The 21,697-nt window shown below is 72.1% G+C and carries 22 protein-coding genes and 4 pseudogenes; 15 read left to right on the top strand and 11 right to left on the bottom strand.

Features of this window, described 5'->3' with window-relative positions; translation table 11 throughout:
• Positions 1–13: 13 nt before the first annotated feature.
• Entirely contained in the window at positions 14–742 is a 729-nt protein-coding gene (locus ABS735_RS19550; protein WP_373903128.1) for a S1 family peptidase, read from the bottom strand.
• Between the two features lie 172 nt (positions 743–914).
• On the bottom strand, positions 915–1,667 hold the full coding sequence (locus ABS735_RS19545) for a sulfite exporter TauE/SafE family protein (protein WP_373903130.1): 753 nt from the start codon (positions 1,665–1,667) through the stop codon (positions 915–917).
• A gap of 332 nt (positions 1,668–1,999) precedes the next feature.
• On the opposite strand from ABS735_RS19545, the gene ABS735_RS19540 reads away from it, so the two are divergent.
• The 6 genes from ABS735_RS19540 (at position 2,000) to ABS735_RS19515 (ending at position 7,307) form a co-directional block, all read left to right on the top strand.
• Positions 2,000–3,187, top strand: coding sequence for an ATP-binding protein (locus ABS735_RS19540; protein ID WP_373903131.1), 1,188 nt, complete (start codon positions 2,000–2,002; stop codon positions 3,185–3,187).
• Entirely contained in the window at positions 3,184–3,585 is a 402-nt protein-coding gene (locus ABS735_RS19535; protein WP_003971678.1) for a roadblock/LC7 domain-containing protein, read from the top strand. Before ABS735_RS19540 ends, ABS735_RS19535 begins: the two co-directional genes overlap by 4 nt.
• Positions 3,582–3,959, top strand: coding sequence for a DUF742 domain-containing protein (locus ABS735_RS19530; RefSeq protein ID WP_373903132.1), 378 nt, complete (start codon positions 3,582–3,584; stop codon positions 3,957–3,959). Before ABS735_RS19535 ends, ABS735_RS19530 begins: the two co-directional genes overlap by 4 nt.
• Positions 3,934–4,545, top strand: coding sequence for a GTP-binding protein (locus tag ABS735_RS19525; protein WP_373903133.1), 612 nt, complete (start codon positions 3,934–3,936; stop codon positions 4,543–4,545). The genes ABS735_RS19530 and ABS735_RS19525 overlap by 26 nt, the downstream gene beginning before the upstream one ends.
• Complete coding sequence (locus ABS735_RS19520; RefSeq protein WP_373903134.1) at positions 4,542–5,891, top strand: cytochrome P450; 1,350 nt, start codon at positions 4,542–4,544, stop codon at positions 5,889–5,891. The genes ABS735_RS19525 and ABS735_RS19520 overlap by 4 nt, the downstream gene beginning before the upstream one ends.
• 342 nt (positions 5,892–6,233) lie before the next feature.
• On the top strand, positions 6,234–7,307 hold the full coding sequence (locus ABS735_RS19515; RefSeq protein WP_373903423.1) for a tryptophan dimethylallyltransferase family protein: 1,074 nt from the start codon (positions 6,234–6,236) through the stop codon (positions 7,305–7,307).
• A gap of 107 nt (positions 7,308–7,414) precedes the next feature.
• Here the strand turns inward: ABS735_RS19515 and ABS735_RS19510 are convergent, their stop codons facing one another.
• The 3 genes and pseudogenes from ABS735_RS19510 to paaI all read right to left on the bottom strand — a co-directional run.
• Positions 7,415–8,713 carry a flavin-containing monooxygenase gene (locus ABS735_RS19510; RefSeq protein WP_373903135.1) on the bottom strand — a complete coding sequence of 433 codons (1,299 nt, stop codon included), beginning with the start codon at positions 8,711–8,713 and terminating at the stop codon, positions 7,415–7,417.
• 111 nt (positions 8,714–8,824) lie between these two features.
• Positions 8,825–10,171: a phenylacetate--CoA ligase PaaK gene (gene paaK / locus ABS735_RS19505; protein WP_373903136.1), complete on the bottom strand. Its 1,347-nt coding sequence runs from the start codon at positions 10,169–10,171 to the stop codon at positions 8,825–8,827.
• A gap of 152 nt (positions 10,172–10,323) precedes the next feature.
• A pseudogene (gene paaI / locus ABS735_RS19500) lies at positions 10,324–10,689 on the bottom strand (hydroxyphenylacetyl-CoA thioesterase PaaI); the annotation flags it as partial.
• 212 nt (positions 10,690–10,901) lie between these two features.
• Between paaI and paaA the strand changes: the two are divergent.
• The 5 genes from paaA to paaE are packed head-to-tail and all read left to right on the top strand — an operon-like array spanning position 10,902 to position 14,630.
• Complete coding sequence (paaA, locus tag ABS735_RS19495; protein ID WP_373903137.1) at positions 10,902–11,888, top strand: 1,2-phenylacetyl-CoA epoxidase subunit PaaA; 987 nt, start codon at positions 10,902–10,904, stop codon at positions 11,886–11,888.
• On the top strand, positions 11,885–12,178 hold the full coding sequence (gene paaB / locus ABS735_RS19490; protein WP_373903138.1) for a 1,2-phenylacetyl-CoA epoxidase subunit PaaB: 294 nt from the start codon (positions 11,885–11,887) through the stop codon (positions 12,176–12,178). The genes paaA and paaB overlap by 4 nt, the downstream gene beginning before the upstream one ends.
• A 9-nt stretch (positions 12,179–12,187) precedes the next feature.
• A complete protein-coding gene (paaC, locus tag ABS735_RS19485; protein ID WP_373903139.1) occupies positions 12,188–13,015 on the top strand; it encodes a 1,2-phenylacetyl-CoA epoxidase subunit PaaC in 828 nt (275 codons plus the stop codon).
• Positions 13,009–13,524 carry a 1,2-phenylacetyl-CoA epoxidase subunit PaaD gene (paaD, locus tag ABS735_RS19480; RefSeq protein ID WP_373903140.1) on the top strand — a complete coding sequence of 172 codons (516 nt, stop codon included), beginning with the start codon at positions 13,009–13,011 and terminating at the stop codon, positions 13,522–13,524. Before paaC ends, paaD begins: the two co-directional genes overlap by 7 nt.
• Entirely contained in the window at positions 13,524–14,630 is a 1,107-nt protein-coding gene (gene paaE, locus ABS735_RS19475) for a 1,2-phenylacetyl-CoA epoxidase subunit PaaE (RefSeq protein WP_373903141.1), read from the top strand. Before paaD ends, paaE begins: the two co-directional genes overlap by 1 nt.
• A 22-nt stretch (positions 14,631–14,652) precedes the next feature.
• On the opposite strand, the pseudogene ABS735_RS19470 reads toward paaE, so the two are convergent.
• Both ABS735_RS19470 and ABS735_RS19465 read right to left on the bottom strand, forming a co-directional pair.
• A pseudogene (locus ABS735_RS19470) lies at positions 14,653–15,231 on the bottom strand (alginate lyase family protein); the annotation flags it as partial.
• Between the two features lie 406 nt (positions 15,232–15,637).
• Positions 15,638–16,024 carry a nuclear transport factor 2 family protein gene (locus ABS735_RS19465; RefSeq protein ID WP_373903142.1) on the bottom strand — a complete coding sequence of 129 codons (387 nt, stop codon included), beginning with the start codon at positions 16,022–16,024 and terminating at the stop codon, positions 15,638–15,640.
• A 98-nt stretch (positions 16,025–16,122) separates the two neighbouring features.
• Here ABS735_RS19465 and ABS735_RS19460 point away from each other — a divergent pair, with 98 nt between their 5' ends.
• A complete protein-coding gene (locus ABS735_RS19460) occupies positions 16,123–16,701 on the top strand; it encodes a TetR/AcrR family transcriptional regulator (RefSeq protein ID WP_373903144.1) in 579 nt (192 codons plus the stop codon).
• A 7-nt stretch (positions 16,702–16,708) separates the two neighbouring features.
• Positions 16,709–16,844, top strand: a pseudogene (locus ABS735_RS19455) (IS5/IS1182 family transposase); the annotation flags it as partial.
• Positions 16,845–16,964: 120 nt separating this feature from the next.
• Here ABS735_RS19455 and ABS735_RS19450 read toward each other — a convergent pair.
• Positions 16,965–17,873, bottom strand: a complete 909-nt coding sequence (locus tag ABS735_RS19450; RefSeq protein ID WP_373903145.1) for an aminoglycoside phosphotransferase family protein — start codon at positions 17,871–17,873, stop codon at positions 16,965–16,967.
• 90 nt (positions 17,874–17,963) lie between these two features.
• The gene (locus ABS735_RS19445; RefSeq protein WP_373903146.1) at positions 17,964–19,139 is read right to left on the bottom strand and encodes an MFS transporter; all 1,176 of its coding nucleotides are present in this window, start codon (positions 19,137–19,139) and stop codon (positions 17,964–17,966) included.
• A gap of 38 nt (positions 19,140–19,177) precedes the next feature.
• Here ABS735_RS19445 and ABS735_RS19440 point away from each other — a divergent pair, with 38 nt between their 5' ends.
• Positions 19,178–19,789, top strand: coding sequence for a CGNR zinc finger domain-containing protein (locus ABS735_RS19440; protein WP_373903147.1), 612 nt, complete (start codon positions 19,178–19,180; stop codon positions 19,787–19,789).
• Here ABS735_RS19440 and ABS735_RS19435 read toward each other — a convergent pair whose 3' ends face one another.
• Complete coding sequence (locus ABS735_RS19435) at positions 19,790–20,365, bottom strand: tellurite resistance TerB family protein (protein WP_373903148.1); 576 nt, start codon at positions 20,363–20,365, stop codon at positions 19,790–19,792. It abuts the gene before it with no gap.
• A 204-nt stretch (positions 20,366–20,569) separates the two neighbouring features.
• Here ABS735_RS19435 and ABS735_RS19430 point away from each other — a divergent pair.
• Positions 20,570–20,761, top strand: a pseudogene (locus ABS735_RS19430) (RidA family protein); the annotation flags it as partial.
• A 30-nt stretch (positions 20,762–20,791) separates the two neighbouring features.
• On the opposite strand, the gene ABS735_RS19425 reads toward ABS735_RS19430, so the two are convergent.
• Positions 20,792–21,685, bottom strand: coding sequence for a Gfo/Idh/MocA family protein (locus ABS735_RS19425; protein WP_373903149.1), 894 nt, complete (start codon positions 21,683–21,685; stop codon positions 20,792–20,794).
• Positions 21,686–21,697: the final 12 nt, after the last annotated feature.

Raw genomic sequence — 21,697 nt, 5'->3', positions numbered from 1 at the left:
AGGGCGGGAGGGGTCAGACGCCCGCCACCGACTGGATCCAGGAGCGGTAGGCGGTCACGTTGGTGTACGCCGTGGTGGTCTGCCGGTCGCTGGTCGAGGCGACGCCCACCTGGACACCGCCGGCCATCATCGGACCGCCGGAGTCGCCGCCCGCGGTGATGCCGTCGACGGGGCGCGCGCATATCGCCTGACCGTAGTAGGCGTCGTAGCAGCCCTGGGTGACGCTCACGTTGGCGACCTTGAGGTACTGGGACTGGCAGTTGATCTCCGAGCCGCACCGGGAGGTCGCTCCCCAGCCGTAGACCTGTACGGTCTGGCCGACCCGCACCGTGCCCGGCTGCCCGAGCTGCGCGTAGGTCGCGGAGACGGAGCGGTCGAGCCGGACCAGCGCGAGGTCGGCCGAGGGGCTGGTGACGGTCTGGACGCCGTTCGCCACCGTGCCGCCGGAGCCCTGGTCGAGGCTGCCGATGCGGAAGGCGAGGTTGCCGCCGCTGACGCAGTGCTTGGCGGTGAGGATCCAGGTGGGGGAGATGATGGTCGAGGTGCAGGTCTGGGTGCCGTTGGAGAACAGCCTGGCCGCCCAGGGCGCGTTCTGCGCGTAGCCGCCGCCGATGATCGGCTGGGGGCCGCCGTCACCGGGCCGGGGCTCGGCCGCCGAGGCGCTCGGGGTGAGCGTGAGGGCGGACAGCAGCGCGGCCACGAGAGCGGCCAGCAGGGCGGGGACGAGTCTCGTTGTTCGCAAGGCTCCTCGATTCCGACGACACGCGCCTGGGCGCGTGCTGATGTGTGGGGGCGCCCACAGCATGTCGGGACCGGCCACCGGCCGAACAATCCCGGCTTCGCATAACGCGGCGTTATGCCCCAGGGACGGCGCAGGCCGGGGAGCCCACCGGTGTTCGGGGGCCGTACGGGCTCTAGCGGAGCAGCAGTTGTACGAGGGCGATCGTGCCGACCGTGACGACCAGTATCCGCAGGACCGTGGGGCTGAAGCGGCGGCCTACCTTGGCACCGACGTAGCCGCCGAGGCCCGAGCCGACCGCGAGGAGCCCGACGGCGGTCCACTCGAAGTCCGCGGCGAAGAGGAAGAAGAGCGCGGCGACGGTGTTGACCACGGCGGAGAGGACGTTCTTGACGCCGTTGAGACGTTGCAGGGGTTCGTCCAGGAGCATGCCCATCAGGGACAGGTAGATGATCCCCTGGGCGGCGGTGAAGTAGCCGCCGTAGACGCTGGCCAGCGTCAGGCCGGTGAGGAGCAGCGGGCCGCCGTCCCGGCGGGGCGAGGCGCCGGTGCGGGCCCGGCGGCGCTGGACCAGTCTGCCGATCTGCGGCTGGAACGCCACCAGCAGCAGGGCGAGACCCACCAGGACCGGCACGATCGTCTCGAAGGCGTCGGCGGGCAGCATCAGCAGGAGCGTGGCGCCCGCGAGGCCGCCCAGCAGCGCCCCGGAGCCCAGCTTCAGGACGCGCCGGCGCTGGCCGCGCAGCTCCGCGCGGTAGCCGATGGCCCCGCTGATGGAGCCGGGGATCAGGCCGAGCGCGTTGGAGACGGTGGCGGTGACCGGCGGCAGCCCCGTGGCCAGCAGCACGGGAAAGGTGATCAGGGTGCCGGAGCCGACGACGCTGTTGATGGCACCGGCCCCGACGCCTGCCGCGAACACGGCAGCCATGGCCTCCGGTGTCACCCCGTGCCGCCGCGCGCCGGACCCGTACTCGGCCGGAAGGTGTCTTGTGCATCTTTCACGGGGCCGACTGTACCCACCGCGCCGATCGGTGTGTTTGCCGGTCTCAACCGGTCGTGTACAGGCACTTATTGACGTTAATTCACCTGATCATGCGGTGATACGATCACCGCGTTTGCGGAGCGGGCGGATGGGTGAAAGACGGCATCCCCGACGTAAGGGGCAGCCCGGGCAGCTACCCCGGTGCGGGCAGTCCACCGGACCGCCCGCACGGACGGGAATTCAGCAAGCCGGCTGTCAGTCGCCTGAAGAGAGTCTGTATGACGGAATACACAGGGAACCCCTTGCTCTGGGTCGCCCTCGTCGCCCTCGTCGCCGCCGCCGTGCTCATCAGCCGCCAGCGCAGGGCGGCACGGGCGTTGCGACAGCAGATCCAGGGGCTCAGGGATCACTACACCGAGCTGGAGAGCGATTACGGGAAGTCGGTGCAGGCCGCCCAGGAGCGGGCCGAGGACGAGACGAAGACGGTGCTGAAATCCGCCATGCGGACTCTTCAGGGCCTCGCCGCCGAACAGCAGCTGGTGCTCTCCCGGCTGCAGAACAAGTACGGCGACTCGGCCCTCCTCCAGGACCTGCTGGAGATCGACCACACCAACTCGCAGTTCGGCCGGCGGGCCCAGTCCATCGCCGTACTGTGCGACGGCTGGCTCGGCGGGCGGCGCGACACCGCCTCGGTGTACGACGTGGTGCGCAGCGCCCAGGGACGCATCCGGCACTTCCGCCGGGTGGACATCCTCTCCCAGGTCGACTTCGGCATCACCAGCCGGGCCGTCGAGCCCGTCGCCCTGGCCCTCGCCGAGCTGCTCGACAACGCCACCAGCTACTCCAGCCCGGACACCGTCGTCGAGATCAACATCCGGACGGTGCCCAAGGGCATCTGCGTCGTGGTCGACGACGCCGGTGTCGGCATGAGCGACGAGGAGCGGGCCCGCGCCGACAAGCTGCTCGCCACCGAGCGCGCCTCGGGCGTGGCGGGGCTCGGCAACCCGCCGCAGTTCGGCTTCGCCGTCATCGGCCTGCTGTGCGAACGATTCGGCTTCGAGGTGTCGGTGGACTCCTCCTCCCCCTACGGAGGTGTACGGGCGGTGGTCCTGCTGCCGCACGAACTGCTCACCGCCATGCCGGAGAAGAAGGCCCCCGCCTCCGCCCCGGCCGCCCGCGGCACGGCCCGGCCGGTCCTCGACGGCGGACCGGAGGCCGCGCTCGCCTCCTCCCAGACCGGCGACGGTCTGCCCCGGCGCCGCCGCAAGCGGCCGATGGCCATCGTGCCCGGCAGCGCGTCCGCCCCGCGCGCGACGGGCCGCTCCGACTCCGAGCAGGCACAGGTCATGGGTGCCTTCCAGCGCGGAACGCAGTCCGGCCGGGTCACCGAGCCGGGCAGCCCGGACAACGGCGGCCGGACGAGCGAAACACCTGGTGCAAGCAGCGAAGGACATGAGGTCTCGTGAACGACGATCTGTCATGGATGCTCGACAGCGCCCTGGAGATTCCAGGCGCCCTGCACGCGGTCCTGATATCCGCCGACGGCCTGCTGATGGCCCGGACGCAGGACTTCGACAAGGACGACGCCGACCGGGTCGCCGCGGCGATGAGCGGCGTGCAGTCGCTCAGCCGCACCCTCGCCTTCTTCTGTGAGGACCCCAGCCAGACCTGGCGGCAGACCCTGGTCGAGTTCGACGGCGGCTGGGTCTTCCTGATCTCCGCCGGCGAGGGCGCCTACCTCGGCGTGTCCGCCTCCCCGGAGGTCGACATGGCGGACATCACCTTCCGGATGCAGCAGCTCGTGGCCCAGCTCGGCAAACGGCTGACGACGCCGCCGCGCGAGAACCTGGGCGCCCGCTCGTGACCGGCCACGACGGCTGGCAGCCCGAAGCGCCGGAATTAGTACGGCCGTACGTCATCACCAAGGGCCGCGGCCTGCCCGACGAGGACGACCTCTCCCTCATCACCCTGGTCACCGCCTCCGCCGAGCAGGCGCAGCGGCCGGCCCGGCTGTCCCCCGAGGAGCAGAGCCTGCTCGACCTCTGCTCCGCCGGCTACCTCTCGGTCGCCGAGATCGCCGGACACACCCATTTCCCGCTGGGCGTCGTGCGGATCCTGCTGGCCTCCCTGATGGAAGGCGGACACCTCACGACCCGCCCGCCGGTGGCCCGCGCCCGCCTTGCGGACCGAGAGATCCTGGAGGAGGTGCTCAATGGGCTCCGCGCCAAGTTTGGGTGAGCGGGACTACGTACGCGAGGGAGCGTCCCAGACGGCGGTCAAGATCCTCGTCGTCGGACACTTCGCGGTGGGCAAGACCACCCTCATCGGCTCCATCTCCGAGATCGAGCCGCTGTCCACCGAGGAGACGATGACGCAGGCCGCCGAGTCGGTCGACGACCTCAAGGGGGTCCAGGGCAAGACCACCACCACGGTCGCCATGGACTTCGGCCGCCTGACCATCAGCGACCGCGTCGTGCTCTACCTCTTCGGCACCCCCGGCCAGCAGCGCTTCGTGCAGATGTGGGAGGACATGGCCCGCGGCGCGCTCGGCGCCCTGGTGCTGGTCGACCCGGAGCGGCTGGCGGACTCCTTCCCCGTGATCGACCTCATCGAGCACTACGGGCTCGACTACGCCATCGCCGTCAACCACTTCGACGGCGCGCCGCTGCGCGACGAGCGGGCGCTGCGCGAGGCGCTCGACCTGCTCGACGACACCCCCGTCGTCACCTGCGACGCCCGCGACGAGAAGTCCTCGGCCGCCGCACTGACCACCCTCGTCCGCTACTTGCTGGACCGCACCCGCCAGGAGCTGGGAGCAACATGAACGCACATGACACCGCCCCGGTGCCGCCGCCCGGCTGCCCGGCCCACGGCTCCGGCGCCCGGGTGCCGCTGCACGGGCCGGAGTTCGCCGCCGACCCCCAGGCGTACTACGAGTACCTGCGCCACTACGGGGCCGCGGCCCCCGTCGAACTGGCCCCGGGCGTCGAGGCGACCCTGGTCACGGACTACGCTGCGGCGCTCCAACTGCTGCAGGACTCCGGCACCTTCCGCAAGGACGCACGCCGCTGGCGGGCCTTCAACGAGGGCAAGGTGAGCCCGGACAGCCCGGTCGCGCCGCTGCTGGCCTACCGGCCCAACTGCATGTTCGCCGACGGGGCCGACCACCTCAGGCTGCGCCAGGCGGTCACCGACAGCATGGCGCGGGTGGACACCCGGCGGCTGAGCCGCAGCACCGAGCAGATCTCGGGCTACCTCATCTCCCAGTTCGCCGCCCGCGGTTCGGCCGACCTGCTCGGGGACTACGCCAAGCAGCTGCCGCTGTTCGTGTTCAACGAACTCTTCGGCTGCCCCGCCGACATCGGCGACCGGGTGCTGTTCGGCATCTCCGGCATGTTCGACGGCGTGAACGCCGAGAAGGCCACCGCGGTGCTCTTCCAGGCGGTGGGGGAGCTGGTCGCGCTCAAGCGGCGCAAGCCCGGCGACGACGTCACCTCCTGGCTGATGCGGCACGAGGCGGGCCTCGACGACGAGGAGATGGTCCACCAGCTCGCCCTGCTCCTCGGCGCGGGAGCCGAGCCCCTGCGCAACCTCCTCGGCAACACCCTGCACCGGCTGCTCACCCACGAGCGGTACGCCCGTGAGGGCGGTCTGATCGACGAGGCGCTCGACGACACGCTGTGGGAGAACCCGCCCATGGCCAACTACGCCCCGCACTACCCGGCCGCGGACACCGAACTGGCCGGACAGTACCTGCAGGCGGGCGACCTCGTCCTGGTCAGTTTCGCCGCGGCCAACACCGGCCCGGCCCTCAAGGCGTCCCGCCAGGCGGGCAGCAACCGGGCGCACCTCGCCTGGAGCGCGGGCCCGCACGCCTGCCCGTCCAAGGAACCGGCCCGGCACATCACGGTCACGGCCGTCGAGCACCTGCTCAACGAGCTGCCCGACGTCGAACTCGCCGTCCCCGAGGACAGCCTGACGTGGCGTCCGGGGCCCTTCAACCGGGCGCTGGCCACGCTGCCGGCCCGGTTCACCCCGGTGCGCCCCGCACGGCGGGCCGAACCGGGGCAGGCCACCGCGGCGGCCGGGCGGGAGGAGGCGGCGAACGCGGCCCGTCCGGCCGAACACAAGGGCATGTGGAGCCAGTTCCTCAACTGGCTGACACGGTGATCTGCGCAACACCTCCCCAACCCGCCCCATTCGCATGAAGATCGAACGGCACGGGTAGTGAGCAACGCGGTACTCAAGTTGCTTACGAGTCAAAGGAGGTGTCGTGGACCACATATCCACGAACGCCGCTTTCCCGGCGCCGGACCCCCTGATACCCGCCTCCCGAGGCGGGTATCACTTTGTGCGGCTTCGGCCGAGGACGGGCCGGTGACCGCCGCACCGACGGGCACTGACCCGCGGCGCACACCGACGGGCACTGACCCGCGGCGCACACCGACGGGCACTGACCCGCGGCGCACACCGACGGGCACTGACCCGCGGCGCACACCGACGCTCGGCTCCCTGACAAGCGGTCAGCTGCGAAGACTCGGCGCGGTCGCCGGCCTGTCCCGGGCCGACGTCGAGACCTACGCACAGGTCCTGACCGACTCGCTGGGCCCGGTGGCCGAGCGGCCGCTGAGCCTGCCGCCGCCCACCCGCACCTTCCTGTCCGACGACCACACCCCCGTGGAGTTCTCCCTCTCCTTCCGGCCGGACGCGGCACCCTCCATGCGGGTGCTCGTGGAACCGGGCTGCGGCGCAGACAGCCTGGCTCACAACGGCCGGGTCGGACTCGAGGCGATCCGGACCATGGCGCGGCGCTGGCAGTTCACCACCGACGTCCTCGACGAACTCCAGGACCTGTTCCTGCCGGCCGTTCCACAGGGCCCCCTCGCCCTGTGGTGCGCGCTGGAGCTGAGGCCCGGCGGCGTACCCAAGGTCAAGGTCTACCTGAACCCGTCGGCAGGCGGGGAGGAACGTTCCGCCGCGACGGTGCGCGAGGCCCTGCACCGGCTCGGGCACCGGCAGGCCTTCGACAGCCTGCCCCGGGGCGCCGGATATCCGTTCCTCGCCCTGGACCTCGGGGACTGGGCGGAGCCCCGGGCGAAGGTGTACGTGCGGCACGACAACCTCACGGCCGGCCAGGCCGGGCGCCTGTCCCGGATGGACTCGGGTCCCGGTCCCGCGGCGGTCGAGGGGTTCTTCCGCACGGCCGCGGGCCTCGGCCCCGACGTGACGGGGCTCGGCAGGCGGCCCGGCCTGTCCTGCCACTCCTTCACCGACACCGGCACCGCACGGCCGAGCGGATTCACCCTGCACATCCCGGTCAGGGACTACGTCCGGCACGACGGGGAGGCCCTGGCCCGGGCGTCGAGAGTGCTGTGCCACCACGGCATGGACGCCTCCGTGCTCGACCACGCCCTGGCGGCCCTCACCGAGCGGCGGCCCGAGGACGGGGTGGGCCTGATCGCCTACCTGGCCCTGGCCCACCAGCGGGACCAGCCGCCGCGGGTGACGGCGTACCTCTCCTCGGAGGCGTACGCGGTCCGGCCGCCGGTCGTGGAGACCGTCCGCCGGCCGCTGCCGGTGTCCTGAACGGATCGTCCGTCGCGACAGGGCTCCCGGTGCGATCCACCGGGAGCCCTGGTCACGGTCGTGGCCGGGCGCCGTCGCGGACTGTGCGGCGGCGCCCGGCGGGACACTCACACGGGCAGCGACTCCCGGAACTCGGCCAGGTACGGGCCCACGTCGACCTGGATCGAGGCGCCCTGTGTCCGGCCGTATCGCTGGACGATGCCGGCGAGATACGTGCCGATCTCCTCGCGCATCTTCTCCGCCGGGGGCAGTGCGGCGGCGCCGTCGATGATCCGGGCCACCCACTGGGCCTGGGCCTCCACCAGACGGGTGATCGCGCCGACGGGCCGCACCAGCCCGACGAAGTACAGACCGGGCCGGTCCGCCGGGACGACCCGTCGGTACAGCTCGACCGAGCCGTCCGCCGACACCGGGCAGCCGGCGGGCAGGAACGGGAAGGTCATGTGGAAGCCGGTGCAGTAGACGACCGCGTCGGCGGTCTCGGAACTGCCGTCCGTGAACACGACCCGGTCGCCGTCGAACGAGGCGATCGCGGGCTTCGGGGTCACCGCCCCGTGCCGGATCCGGCTGAGGATCTCGTCCGAGAGGGTGGTCGCGGAGGAGAAGACCGGGTGGTCGGGCTCGGGCAGGCCGTAGTCCGACAGTCTGCCGCGCGCCACCAGCAGGGCCTGCTCCACCCACTGGCGCCGCTCCGCGAAGGACATCTCGTTCCACCAGGGGGCTTCGGCGATCTCGTCGACCGACATGCCGAAGAGCTGCTTCGGCACGATGTGCAGCCCCCGGCGCACCGACAGCAGGGTCCGCGCCGCGTGCCGGGACAGGTCCGCCGCGATGTCCACCGCCGACGCGCCGAGGCCCACCACGACGACGCGCCGTCCGGCGAAGTCGGCGCCGTCGCGGTAGTCGAGGGAGTGAAGAATCGTTCCGGCGAAGGAATCGGCACCGGCCGGAAGGGGATCGGGCAGGGCCGGGTCGGTGTGGTGCCCCGAGGCGACGACCACCCGCTCGAACCGCCGCGAGGTCTGCGCGCCGTCCGCGCCCCGGCTGACGACGGTCCACATGCCGTCCGCGTCCTGGCGGACGGACACCACCTCGGTCCGCAGCTCGACGTGGTCGAGCAGGCCCGCCCACTGGGCGAAGGACCGCAGGTAGGCGGCGACCTGACTGTGCCGGGGGTAGAGCGGGTAGGAGGACGGCATCGGGAAGTCCGCGTAACCCGTCAGCTGCTTGGCGGTGTTCAGGTGCAGGGTCTGATAGCCCGGGCCCCGCTCGCCGGCCTCCGGCTGACGCCAGATCCCGCCGACACCGTCCGCCTTCTCCAGGCAGACGAAGGGGATGTCGCGCTCCTTCAAGGCACGGCCCACCGCCAGCCCCGACAGGCCTGCACCGATCACACACACACGCACGGGATGTCCCCCCAGGATGTACTCAACCTCCCCCGATCGTGCTTTTCCTGCCCATCAGCATCACCGCGCACACCAGTACGGTCGAGGAACAGACGTGTCGGTGATCACGTTTCACGCGCCCCGCAGGTCCCACACCCGGCGGATCTTGCCGACCGAGCGCTCCAGGGTCTCCGGGTCGACGACCTCCACCTCGACGGTGACCCCCACGCCGTCCTTGACGCCCTGTCCGATCACTCTCGCGGCGGCCTCGCGCTGCTCGGGACCGGCGTCGGGGCGGGCCTCGACCCGGACGGTCATGTGATCCATGCGGCCCCGTTCGGTGAGCCGTATCTGGAAGTGCGGGGCGACGCCGGGCGTGCGCAGCACGATCTCCTCGACCTGGGTGGGGAAGACGTTCACCCCACGCAGGATGATCATGTCGTCGCAACGGCCGGTGACCTTGCGCATCCGGCGGAAGGCGGGCCGCGCGGTGCCCGGAAGCAGGCGGGACAGGTCGCGCGTGCGGTAGCGGATCACCGGGAGCGCCTCCTTGGTGAGGGAGGTGAAGACGATCTCGCCCTCCTCGCCCTCGGGCAGCACGGCGTCCGTGAGCGGGTCCACCACCTCGGGGTAGAAGTGGTCCTCCCAGATGTGCAGCCCGTCCTTGGTCTCGACGCACTCCTGCGCCACACCCGGGCCGATCACCTCGGACAGGCCGTAGATGTCGACGGCGTGGATGTCCATGCGCTCCTCGATCTCGCGCCGCATCTCCTCGGTCCACGGCTCCGCCCCGAAGATGCCGACCTCGAGGGAGCTGGTGCGCGGATCGACGCCCTGCCGCTCGAACTCGTCGAGCAGGGTGAGCATGTAGGACGGGGTGACCATGATGATCTCGGGCCGGAAGTCCTGGATGATCTGCACCTGACGTGCCGTCATGCCACCGGAGGCCGGAATCACCGTGCAGCCGGCGCGCTCGGCGCCGTAGTGCGCGCCGAGTCCGCCGGTGAACAGGCCGTAGCCGTAGGAGATGTGCACCTTGTGGCCCGGGCGGCCGCCGGCGGCGCGGATCGAACGGGCTATGACGTCCGCCCACATGGACAGGTCGTTGTCCGTGTACCCGACGACGGTGGCGCGGCCCGTGGTGCCGCTGGAGGCGTGCACGCGCCGCACCTCGGACATCGGGACGGCGAACATGCCGAAGGGGTAGGTGTCCCGCAGGTCCGCCTTGGTGGTGAAGGGGAACCTGGCCAGGTCCGCCAGGCTGCGGCAGTCCTCGGGCGTCACCCCGGCGGCGTCGAACTTCTTGCGGTACAGCTCCACGTTGTCGTAGGCGTGCCGCAGGGTCGCGCGCAGGCGGTCGAGCTGGAGCTCCCTGAGCTGCTCGCGGGACAGGCGCTCGGCGTCGTCCAGCAGGTCGTGGGGGAGTGGCTCGCCCGGTCGGGGTGCCGGGGCGGCCCCGGTCGTCGGCTCGCTGCTCATCGCGACTCCTTCGTCGTCGTGCCCGGCGTCTCGCGCGCCGTGTCGTCCCGCGCACCGCGGCCGCGTCCCTCCGCCCGAGCACCGCGGCCGTCTTCGTCGTCCCTTGCGCCGCGGCCGCCTCCGTCGTCCCTTGCGCCGCGGCCGCCTCCGTCGGCCCGTACGCTGCGGCTGCGCCCGCGGAACTCCGCGATCAGCTCCTCGCCGCGCCGCACGCTCACGTCGTAGATCCCGCTGCGCCCGTAGCGGGCACGCTCCTCGGCGCGGGCCACGAGCACGTCGCCCTCGCGGGCCGGGGCGACGAAGACGATGTCGGCGCCGGCCGCGACCGTCACGGGTCCGTGGCTGTTGCAGGCGCAGGCGAACGCGGTGTCGGCGAGCAGGAACACGAAGCCGCCGTGGGCGATCCGGTGCCCGTTTACCATCGCGGGGGTGACGGTCATGCGGACCGCGGCGGTCCCCTCGCCGTGCTCGACCAGTTCGATGCCGAGCCCCCGTGAGGCCTCGTCCGCGGCGAACATCACCTCCGCGGGCGTCCGCTCAGTGGCCTGTGACAACCTTCCCACCACCTTGTCTCCCGACCGACCATTCGGTTAGCACTCGGCAGGCCAAGTAATCCAGCCACGCCACGGCGCTGTCAAGAGTGTGACCGGCGGCGGCCCGGCTCTTGCCCGGCGCGCGGAAACACGTCACACTGATACCGAACGAATGGTCGGTTGGGAAGCTGGTGACGATGACCACGACACACGCCGCCGAGGCGCCGCCCCCGGACGCACCGGACGGACTCCAGGAGCACTTCGACGCGACGATCGCGCGCGACCAGCGCATCGAGCCGCGGGACTGGATGCCCGACGGCTACCGCAAGACGCTGATCCGCCAGATCGCCCAGCACGCCCACTCGGAGATCATCGGCATGCAGCCCGAGGGCGAGTGGATCACCCGGGCGCCGTCGCTGCGCCGCAAGGCGATCCTGTTCGCCAAGGTCCAGGACGAGGCGGGCCACGGGCTGTACCTGTACTCGGCGGCCGAGACCCTCGGCGCCGACCGCGACGACCTCACCCAGCGGCTGATCGAGGGTCGCCAGAAGTACTCGTCGATCTTCAACTACCCGACCCTCAGCTTCGCCGACGTCGGCGTGATCGGCTGGTTCGTGGACGGCGCCGCGATCTGCAACCAGGTGCCGCTGTGCCGCAGCTCGTACGGGCCCTACGCGCGCGCGATGGTGCGCATCTGCAAGGAGGAGTCCTTCCACCAGCGGCAGGGCTACGAGCTGCTGATGACCATGATGCGCGGCACCGAAGCCCAGCGCGAGATGGTCCAGGACGCGGTGAACCGCTGGTGGTGGCCGTCCCTGATGATGTTCGGCCCGCCCGACGACGCCTCGCCCAACTCCGCGCGGTCCATGGCCTGGAAGATCAAGCGGCACAGCAACGACGAACTGCGCCGCCGCTTCGTCGACATGACCGTCCCGCAGGCGGAGAAGCTCGGCGTCACCCTGCCCGACCCGGAGCTGCGCTGGAACGAGGAGAGCGGGCACCACGACTTCGGCACCCCCGACTGGGAGGAGCTGATGCGCGTCATCAAGGGCGACGGCCCCTGCAACGACCGGCGGATGGAGCGGCGGCGGACCGCTCACGAGGAGGGCGCCTGGGTGCGCGAGGCGGCCACCGCCCACGCCGTCAAGCAGGCGGCCCGCGCGGAGAAGGGAGCGGCGGCATGAGCGCCGAGAAGCAGGGCTGGCCGCTGTACGAGGTGTTCGTGCGCGGCAAGCGCGGCCTCAACCACGTCCACGTCGGCTCGCTGCGCGCCGCCGACGACGCCATGGCCCTCACCCACGCCCGCGACCTCTACACCCGGCGCAACGAGGGTGTGAGCATCTGGGTGGTGCGCTCCGAGCACATCGCCGCCTCCACCCGCGACGAGAAGGACCCCTTCTTCGCCCCCAGCGCCGACAAGGTCTACCGCCACCCGACCTTCTACGACATCCCCGACGACGTCCCCCACATCTAGGAGCAGGGCATGAGTGACGACCACGTCTACCTCACCCTGGCCGAGGGGCACGAGGACGACACCCGCTGGGCCTACGGCACCGGCTTCGAGGACCCGCTGCACGGCGTCGACACCACCGTGCCCGAGGGCGTCGACGCCGGCGAACTGGCCGCGGACTGCGTGGCGCTCGCCGACGACGCCCTGGTCAGCGCCCAGCGGCTCGCCGAGTGGGTCACGCGCGCGCCCGAGCTGGAGGAGGAGGTGGCGCTGGCCAACATCGGGCTCGACCTCCTCGGCCAGGCCCGCCTGCTCTACTCCCGCGCCGGTCAGGCCGACGGCACCGGCCGCGACGAGGACGCCTACGCCTACTTCCGCGACGCCGACGACTTCCGCAACGTCCGCCTGGCCGAACTCCCGGGCGGCGACTTCGCGTTCGCCGTAGTGCGGCTGCTGGTGCTCTCCAGCTGGCGCCTGGCCCACTTCCGGCGGCTTCAGGCCCACCCCGACCCGGTGCTGGCGGCGGTCGCCGCCAAGGGCGTCAAGGAGCTGACGTACCACCGGCAGTACGCCGCCGAGTGGTGCGTGCGCCTGGGCGACGGCACGGACGAGTCCCACCGGAGGATGCGCGCCGCGCTGGACCAGGTCGCCCCCTACCTCGGCGAGCTGCACTCGGCGTACGACGTCCGGGACGAGGTCGCCGACGACCTGCGCCAGGTCACGGAGGCGGCCGGACTCACCCTGCCCGTGTACCGTCCGCTGCCCGGCTCGGGCCGCGCCGGCGAGCACACCGAACACCTGGCGCCGCTCCTGACCGAGCTGCAGGGCATCGCCCGCGCCCACCCGGAGGCGACATGGTGAGCCGAGGCCCCGCACTCCTGGACGCCCGCCGCGCCCGGCACGTCGCCGAGCAGGTGCCCGACCCCGAGCTGCCCATGCTGACCCTCGCCGACCTCGGCGTCCTGCGCGGCGTCGAGGTGGACGGGGACGGCACCGTGGTCGCGAGCCTGACCCCCACCTACTCGGGCTGCCCGGCCATGGCCGAGATGCGGGCGGACGTCGCCGCGCGGCTGCGGGAGGCGGGGTATCCGCGCGTGGAGATCCGCACCGTCCTGGACCCGCCCTGGACCAGCGACTGGATCACCGAGTCGGGCCGCCTGAAGCTCGCCGAGCACGGCATCGCCCCACCCGGGGCCGCACCCCGCGGCCCGGTCTCCCTGGTGCTGTCGCCCACCCGGCCCGCGGTGCCCTGCCCCCGCTGCGGTTCGGCGGACACCGAGGAGACCTCCCGCTTCGCCGCCACGTCCTGCAAGGCCCTGTGGCGCTGCCGGGCCTGCCGTGAGCCGTTCGAGTACGTCAAGGAGATCTGATGGCCCCGACCGCCCCCGTCCCGGCGGCCCCGGTGCGCACCCGCCGCCGGCCCGCCTTCCACACCCTGCGCGTCGCCGCCGTCGAGCGGCTGTGCGCGGACGCCGCGGCCGTGAGCTTCGAGATCCCCGACGAGCTGGCCGGGGAGTTCGCCTTCGCGCCCGGCCAGTCGCTCACCCTGCGGCGCGAGGTGGACGGCCGGGACGAGCGCCGCTCGTACTCGATCTGCGCACCGGCCGGTGCGGTGCCGCGCATCGGGGTGCGGGTGGTGCCGGGCGGACTGTTCTCGGCGTGGCTGGTCGACGAGGTGCGGCCGGGCGACACCGTCGAGGTGATGGCGCCCACCGGTCTCTTCACCCCCGACCTGACCACCCCCGGCCACCACGTGCTGATCGCGGCCGGTTCGGGCATCACCCCGATGGTGTCGATCGCCGAGTCGGTGCTCGCCGCCGACGACCGCTCCACCGTCACCCTGTTCTACGGCAACCGCCGCACCGACACGGTGATGTTCGCCGACGAGCTGGCCGACCTGAAGGACCTCCACCCGACCCGCTTCCACCTCGCCCACGTGCTCTCCCGCGAACCCCGCGAGGCCGAGGTGCTCTCCGGCCGCCTGGACGCCGGACGGCTCGCGGCGCTCATCGACTCGCTGCTGGACGTGGAGAGCGCGGACCACTGGTGGCTGTGCGGCCCGCAGGGCATGGTCGCCGACGCACAGCAGGTCCTGACCGGCCTCGGCGTCCCGGCCGAGCGCGTCCACCGGGAGCTGTTCTACGCCGACGACGAGCCCGTGCGGGAGGTGCGCCACGAGGAGAGCGGCCCGCAGGGACCCGTCAGCGAGGTCACCGTCACCCTGGACGGGCGCTCGACGACCTCCCCGCTCTCCCGGCAGCGGTCCGTCCTCGACGGGGCCCAGCAGACCCGTCCCGACCTGCCCTTCGCGTGCAAGGGCGGGGTCTGCGGGACCTGCCGGGCCCTGGTCACCGACGGCCGGGTCGACATGCGCCGCAACTACGCGCTCGAGGCGGCGGAGGTCGACGCCGGCTACGTCCTGACCTGCCAGTCGTACCCGGTCTCCGAGAAGCTGACCGTGGACTACGACAGCTGACCGGGCGTCGGCCCGCGTCCGCTCAGGCGGGGTTGTCGCCGTGGGCGAGGGTCTCCCAGGCGACGAAGAGGTTGTTCGTGCCCGAGGGGCGGGTGCGCTCGGTGAGCGTCTCGGTGTTGTCCATGGCGAAGCCGAGGCGGTTGTGCAGGGCGTTGTAGCCGACCTCGGTCACCGGGCCCAGGCCGAGGTGGAGTTGGCCCCCGCACAGCCAGCTCGGCGCCCCCGCGCCCTGCTGGTACTTCGCCTGGAAGCCGAGCGCGTGCCGCAGACGTTCGCCCACATCGGTGCCGTACAGGTCGTGCCCCTGGATCCGGCTGGTCTCGGCGACGTGTGAGATGGACGAGAGGCCGTATCCGGTGTGGGTGAAGTCCCGGCAGGTCTCCTGGGTGAGGCCGGTGACGAAGGTCGACTGGCCCTGCCAGTACTTGACGATCTTGTCCCGGGTGTCGAGGTTCTGACTGGGCACCGTCTTCGGCAGATCCCCGTCGGAGTCCAGGTACACGTACGCGGCCGTGCGGGTGCGGAACTTGGCCATGGCCCTGTCGTAGGAGGCCTTGTCCTCCAGGAAGACGGAGATGCCGACGGCGGCCTCCATCATCGTCCAATGGGGCGTCAAGAGGCCGCGCAGGAGCGGGCGTGGAGCAGGAGCGAGGGCGTCGGGATCGCGCCGTAGGGGGAAGGGCCACGTCGGGCGCAGGGTGCCATCGGCAGGAGAGGGCTGGGGAATGGGCGGGTAGCGCCGTGTGAGATGTACAGCGAGTCATGACCGGAGCCCGAGTGGCGGACCGTTCGGCGAAGCCGGTGGGATCGCCCATCGGCTTCGTCGCGGGTGGCCCCGCCCTGCTCAGAGCCCCTCGAACGGTGCTCGCTGCACGCTGCGCCGGTCAATCCCTGGACGGTGATGCGCATCTTGGGACTCGGAGCTGAACGTGAGTCAGCCCCCGGCCGGAAGCCTGGTCGCAGAGGAGCGAGGGGCTGATCGAGGTCAAAGCCCAGGCCGGGAGTCGTCAGACGAAGAAGGCGTTCATTCCGGGCACGTCGGAGAGATAGGTCTCGATACTCGCGATCTTTCCGTCGCGGAGCCGGCAGACGGTGGCCAGGTGTTCGTCCAGCACGACGTCCTCCCGGCGGGCGGTGTTGTGCAGCGAGAGCGCCAGGTTCTCCCTGCTGACCAGAAGGTGCAGCAGTTTGAAATCGAGGCCGTACGACGCGATCCGCTGAGCGCGCTCCACCACTGCGTCGGCGCCGTCGGCTGTGCCGGAGATGGTGTTGTCGCCGGGAAGGGTCCAGGTGGCGTCGTCGTGCAGCAGGGCTCGGATACCGCCCCAGTCGCCTGAGACGAGGGCCTGGTGGAAGTCGCGCCCGAGAGCGAGGGCGGCTTCGTTGTTGGACATGGGGTTCCCTTCGTGGCTTTAAAGCGATGACTTCTGCTTTAGTGCGACTGTAGGTGCACTGCCGATTAAGGCGCAACTCTTTGCTTTAGAGTGGAGGGGTGAACGCTGACGCATCGACGAAGCGGCCCGGCGGCCGCAGCACCCGCGTCCGTGCCGCCGTGCACGGCGCCGCGGTCGCGCTGGTGGCTGAGCGCGGGGCCGACCAGGTGACCCTCCCCGCCGTGGCTGAGCGCGCGGGGGTCAACTCCAGCACGCTGTACCGGCGCTGGGGGACGCTCGCCGCGCTCCTGGCCGACGTCGCCCAGCACCGCAGCGAGGCCGACGCGCCCCCGCTCGTCGGCGACCTGCGCACCGACCTGGAGAACCAGGCGGTCTGGACGCTGGCGGAGCTCTCCCGGCCCGGTGGCATCGCGTTCTTCCGCGCCGAGGTCGCACCGGACGTCGATGAGCGACACGAGGGACTGCGTGAGTGCCTGCGCAGAGTCGGCGAGCGCTTCCGCCCCGTACTCGCCACGGCACGGGAGCGCGGCGACGCACCCCCGTCCCTGGAACAGGTTCTGGACCGAATCGTCGCCCCGCTCTACTTCCGGGTGGTCTTCTCGATTCCCGGTACGGACGAGGCGTACGTGCGCGAACTCGTCGCGGGGTTCGTCTGGGAGCCCGCGCCTGAGCCTTGACCTTCGACGGCTGGTCACCGCACTGCGGTGCGAGGGTGCAGCTCCGGTCCGTAGGGGGCCTGCCCCGGAGCCTGCCGCTGGAGGACCGAGTGCTGCTGGTCGCCGCGTACGGGCGAACCGACCTGACTCCGCGTCAGCCGGCGTAGTGTTCGCTCGAGGACAGCTGCAAGATCCTGGGTGACTGGGGCGAGATCAACGTCCAGTCGGACGCGTCTTCCTTGTCCATCGATCCGGTCCCCACCACCTGGTCCGAACGAAACTGCCTAGCGGCCCTCCGCCTCCGTCAGCACCGCCCGGATCACGTGGCGGGCGTTGCCGGCCATCGCGGGGTTGGTCTTCCGGTAGTACGGCAGGGCGATCAGTGCCTGGGAGAGGGTGCGGCCCCGGCCACGCCGCCAGGTCGCGTCGTCCACGCCGAGTGCCTCGCGGAAGACCTCCCTCGCTCCGGGCGGCAGCAGATTCCACGCCGGGAAGAGGTCGCAGGCCGGATCGCCCACGCCCATGCACCCGAAGTCGATCACCGCGGACAGCCTGCCGCCGTCCACCAGCAGGTTGCCCGGCATCAGGTCCGCGTGCAGCCAGCGCGGTGGCCCCTGCCAGACCGGGGCGCGCAGCGCGTCCTGCCACACCGCGGCCAGCGTGTCGCAGTCGACGCCCTCCTCGGGCAGGCCGCGCAGTTCGTCGAGCGCGGCCCTCGTCGGCCCGTCCAGCGCGGCGAGCGGCCCGCCGCGGTACGCCTTCGGCGCGTGGGTCAGGGTGATGCTGCGCATCGCCGCCACGAAGGCGGCCAGATCCTGAGCCAGCGGCACGGGATCGGTCAGCGCATCGGCCTCGGGGATCTCCCCGGGCAGCCAGCGGTAGACCGACCAGGGCCACGGGTAGCCGTCGGTCGGCACCCCTTCCGAGAGCACCTCGGGCACGGCGGTGGGGAGCAGGGGCGACAGCCGGGGCAGCCACGCCCGCTCCGTCGCCACGTCCGCCGCGCCGCCCTCGATCAGCGGCAGCCGTACGACCATGTCCTCGCCCAGCCGGTACATGGCGTTGACCGTGCCGCCGGAGGGGAAGCGCTCGACGGGCAGCCCCGCCCACCGCGGGAACTGCCCGTCGATCAGGCGCCGTACCAGACGGTCGTCGACGCGGCACAGGTCCGGATGCGTCTGCCCTGAACTCATGGCCCTCATCCGACCCTTCGACGCGGACAGCCGTCAAACGCTTTCCCGGCCGACGGCCGTCGCGCCGTGTGAGGTCCGAAGCGGCCTCACTCATCGCCGGAACACGCGACCGATCGGAGCGCCGACCAGCGCCCCGCCCGCAGCCGTGCCCGCCGCCACCGTCAGCGTGCCCGGCAGGGACCAGGTGGCGAGGGGACCGGCGACGGCCACGCCCAGGGCGAACGCGGTGATCTTGAGGCTGGCCCCGAGGGTGAAGACCTGGCCCCGCAGGTGCTCCGGTGCCTCCCGGTGGCGTACCGCGAAGAGCGCCGTGAGCTGGGGGCCTTCGCCGACGCCGAGGACGAGCACGGCGACCACGAGGGCCACCGGCCGGCCCGTCGCCGCCAGGGTCAGCGCGGCGGCCTGGATCAGGGCGCCCGCCCGGACGAGCGTGTCCGGGGCGACGGCGCGTGGATGCCGTGCGAGGGCGGCGTTGGCCGCCAGGCCGGAGACCGCCGCGCAGGAGAACAGCAGGACGCCGCGCCCGGCCGCGCCGAGCAGCTGTGCGCCGAGGAGCGGGACGCAGGCCGCCAGCATGCCCTGGGCGACGCAGGAGACGACCGAGGTGACGGTCGCCCGGGCGAGGAGCGGACGCCGGAGGACGACCCGGAACCCGGCGGCGAGGGCGCCGGCCACCCGGGCCGGTCGCGTGTCCTGGCCCGGGGCGGTGCGCGCGGGCAGCCGCCACGCGGCGGGCACGGCTGCCGTGATCAGCGCCACGGAGAACGCGACCGCCGTGGAGGCTCCCAGCAGCTCTGCCGCGCCCCCGGCCAGGGCCGGACCGGCCAGGCTCGCCACGCCGAAGGTCATCGCGTCCAGCGCGTTGGCCCTGGGCAGCCCCGCGTCCGTCGTCACGCGGGGGAGTTGCGCGGTCCAGCCGCCCGACAGCGCCGGGCCCAGCAGCCCCGTGAGCACCGCGAGCGGGACGGTGCAGGCCATGGGGAGGCGGCCGAGTCCCGCGAGGATCACCATCAGCCCCGTCGCGTACAGCGCGAGCGCACCGGCCAGGAGGCGACCCGGTCGCACCGCCCGGTCCAGGAGCGCCCCCAGCAGCGGCCCGCCGATCGCGGCGGAGACCGTGAGGCCCGCGAGCAGCGTCGCCGCGTCCGTCGTCGAACCGGTGACGGCGAGGCCCGCCAGCAGCAGCGCCGGTCCCGACATCTCGTCCCCGGCGCGCGCCGCCGTGGCCCCGGCCAGATAGAAGCGTATCGAGTAACTCTTTGGCACCGCAGAGACGTTACGGAGGTAACTCAAAACTCCGCAATATGCGTTACATTCGGCCGGTGCCCTCTCCTCGCGACACCCTGACCCCCGACGACGACTGGTCCACGAGGCACTCCGTGCTGTCCACGGCGCGGCGCACCGCCGCCCTCGTCAACGTGCTCGGCGCGGGCTCTCCCGACGCCGTCCGGGGCCCCGCCCCCGACGCGGTCGCCGAGGTGCTGCGCGCCTACGGTGAGAACGATCCCCTCGACCTCACCGTCCGTGACGTCGACGGGATGCGCGAGGCCGCCGTCCTGCTGCGGGAGGTCTTCGCGGCGGAGTCCGCCGACGCCGCCGCGCACGTCCTGAACCGTCTCCTCGGCGCGCACACGGGGCGCCTGCGCCTGACGTCCCACCAGGGTGGTTCTCCCTGGCACCCCCACCTCGACCACGACGACGACGCGCCGTGGCCGGAATGGTTCCTGGCCTCGTCCTGCCTGGCGTTGACGGTCCTGGTCTGGGACCGTCAACGCGCACCCGGCAGGGTCTGCGCCTCCGGCGGTTGCCGGAACGTCTTCATCGCCCGGGGGAGCGGTCCGGAGCGCCGCTACTGCTCACGTCGCTGCGCGACCCGGGAGCGGGTCGCGGCGCACCGGCGCCGGGCCGACGGGTGATCAGACGCCGAACTCCGTGGGCGGGATGTTCAGCGCGGTGCAGGCCTCGCGGATCGCGTACTGCTCGGACTGCTCGAAGGACCCGTCGGCACCGGCGACGACCATGCCGGTCTGGACGACCGCACGGGCCTCCGCGGGCTTCTTGGCGGCCTTGGCGATCACTTGGAGAGCCTCGGCCTTCCCCTGCTCGAAGTTGGCGAGGAGCCGGTCCACGTGCTGGTTGAACCGCTGGCGGAGCTGGTCCGCCGGGAAGTTCTGCAGCACCTCGTTGGAGACGATCAGCTCCTCCACGCGCTGCCGCTCCGCCGGTTCCACCCGGCCGTCCGCGGCGGCGACCAGTGCGCACATGGCCATGCTGGCGTCCCGGTAGGCGCCGCTCTTGAGCTCGTTCTTGGCCGAGGCGAGCTGGGACTTGAACATCCCGATCAGCTGGGCCTTCGAACCGCCGGAGGACGAGCCCGGCCTGCCGCCCCCCGAGGGTCCGTGCGATCCCTGGCCGGATCCGCTCGCTCCTCGAGTGCCCTGGGACTGCTGGAAGGTCTTGGCCTGGTCCTTGATCTTGTCCCACATCGCCACTCGTGCCACCTCGGCTTCTGTCGCTGCGTATCGGTCTGTCCTCGGCCGCGATCTCCCGCGGTCACCACGATGAACGCGCCCGGGGACCACAGGGTTCCCGAGAGGCAAAGAAAAGGCAAAGTGCCGTTCGGTAGGGCCACTTGTCGACGATGTCCGAGGAGATATCCGGCGCCGGGGGAGTCCCTGCGCCGAAGGCCCGCCGCGGACGTCGCCGAGCTGAACGTCCACGTCGTCGACTGGACGCCGGACAAGATGCCCCTCCTGCTGGAGGGCATCGAGCGGGCGGCCGCCGGGCTGGGGGTGGCCCCGGTCGCGCCGGCCACCCTGCTGGGCGTCGCGGCCCTGGACGTGCCCGAGCACCTGATCGAGGTCGAGGCCACCGCCGTCGTCGACTGACCCCTCCCATGACCACCCATATGACCCCTCCTAGCCGTACACGACCCGGTCGAGGAGGCTCTGCAGGTACAGGCCGCGTCCGGCGTCGACCGGCGTCGGCGTACGGGTGCGGACGGCCGTCGCGAAGTCGTGGCGCAGGACGGGCCAGCACTCCTCGTGGTCGATGCCGGCCGTGTCGTAGACCAGCGGCTCGGCGGGACCGAAGAGTTCGACGCGGGTCAGCGCGCGGGGGACGGCCACGGAACCGGACAGCGAGGCCTGGCTCACGGCGCCGTTCTCGTGTTCGCAGGTCAGTTCCACCCAACGGCGCGGGTCGCCCGTGGCGCGGACGGCGGTGACCGGGCCGACCGCGGCGTCCAGCAGGTCGAGCAGATGGGGGCCGAGGTCGAGCAGGGCGCCGTGCTCCAGGCGCCAACCGGTGGCGAACTCCCCTTGCAGGAAGGCGCCGTGGAGGTAGCAGGAGCGCGCCCCGGTCGCCTCGAAGGAGCGGGCGGCTTCGAGGAAGGCCCGGGTGGCCGGGTGATAGCGCTTGGTCAGTACGAGCTGGGAGACGACCCCGGCCTCGGCGACGGCGTCGGCCACGCGACGGGCCGCGGCCAGATCGGGTCCGAGCGGCTTCTCCAGCAACAGGTCCTTGCCCCGCTTCGCCGCCAGCGGCGCCAGCTCGGCCTGGACGGCGGGCGGCACGGCGAACGCCACGGCCTCGCAGTGGTCCAGCAACTCCTCGAAGCCGGCTGCGACATGAGCGGCGTAGGGGGCGGCGGTCTCGCGGGCGGCCTCGGTACGGCGGGCCCAGACCGCGGTGAGCCGGGTCTCCGGCCCGGCGGCGAGCACCCGGGCGTGCATGGCGCGGGCCCAGGGGCCGGCACCCACGAGCCCGACCTCGACGGGCCGGTCGGTCCAGGGGGCGGGGACAGCGGTCACGGCGTTCCTGTC

The sequence above is a fragment of the Streptomyces sp. MMCC 100 genome (assembly GCF_041538145.2).
Lineage (GTDB): Bacteria > Actinomycetota > Actinomycetes > Streptomycetales > Streptomycetaceae > Streptomyces.
This window is presented reverse-complemented; position numbering and strand designations above follow the sequence as displayed.

What these genes read in the sequence shown, in the direction of transcription:
- paaD (WP_373903140.1), top strand. Translation starts at nt 13,009, where the DNA reads ATGGTGAGCCGAGGCCCCGCACTCCTGGACGCCCGCCGCGCCCGGCAC.
- ABS735_RS19520 (WP_373903134.1), top strand. Translation starts at nt 4,542, where the DNA reads ATGAACGCACATGACACCGCCCCGGTGCCGCCGCCCGGCTGCCCGGCC.
- paaC (WP_373903139.1), top strand. Translation starts at nt 12,188, where the DNA reads ATGAGTGACGACCACGTCTACCTCACCCTGGCCGAGGGGCACGAGGAC.
- ABS735_RS19545 (WP_373903130.1), bottom strand. Translation starts at nt 1,667, where the DNA reads ATGGCTGCCGTGTTCGCGGCAGGCGTCGGGGCCGGTGCCATCAACAGC.
- paaK (WP_373903136.1), bottom strand. Translation starts at nt 10,171, where the DNA reads ATGAGCAGCGAGCCGACGACCGGGGCCGCCCCGGCACCCCGACCGGGC.
- ABS735_RS19540 (WP_373903131.1), top strand. Translation starts at nt 2,000, where the DNA reads ATGACGGAATACACAGGGAACCCCTTGCTCTGGGTCGCCCTCGTCGCC.
- paaE (WP_373903141.1), top strand. Translation starts at nt 13,524, where the DNA reads ATGGCCCCGACCGCCCCCGTCCCGGCGGCCCCGGTGCGCACCCGCCGC.
- ABS735_RS19450 (WP_373903145.1), bottom strand. Translation starts at nt 17,873, where the DNA reads ATGAGTTCAGGGCAGACGCATCCGGACCTGTGCCGCGTCGACGACCGT.
- paaB (WP_373903138.1), top strand. Translation starts at nt 11,885, where the DNA reads ATGAGCGCCGAGAAGCAGGGCTGGCCGCTGTACGAGGTGTTCGTGCGC.
- ABS735_RS19440 (WP_373903147.1), top strand. Translation starts at nt 19,178, where the DNA reads ATGCGTTACATTCGGCCGGTGCCCTCTCCTCGCGACACCCTGACCCCC.
- ABS735_RS19465 (WP_373903142.1), bottom strand. Translation starts at nt 16,024, where the DNA reads ATGTCCAACAACGAAGCCGCCCTCGCTCTCGGGCGCGACTTCCACCAG.
- paaA (WP_373903137.1), top strand. Translation starts at nt 10,902, where the DNA reads ATGACCACGACACACGCCGCCGAGGCGCCGCCCCCGGACGCACCGGAC.
- ABS735_RS19525 (WP_373903133.1), top strand. Translation starts at nt 3,934, where the DNA reads ATGGGCTCCGCGCCAAGTTTGGGTGAGCGGGACTACGTACGCGAGGGA.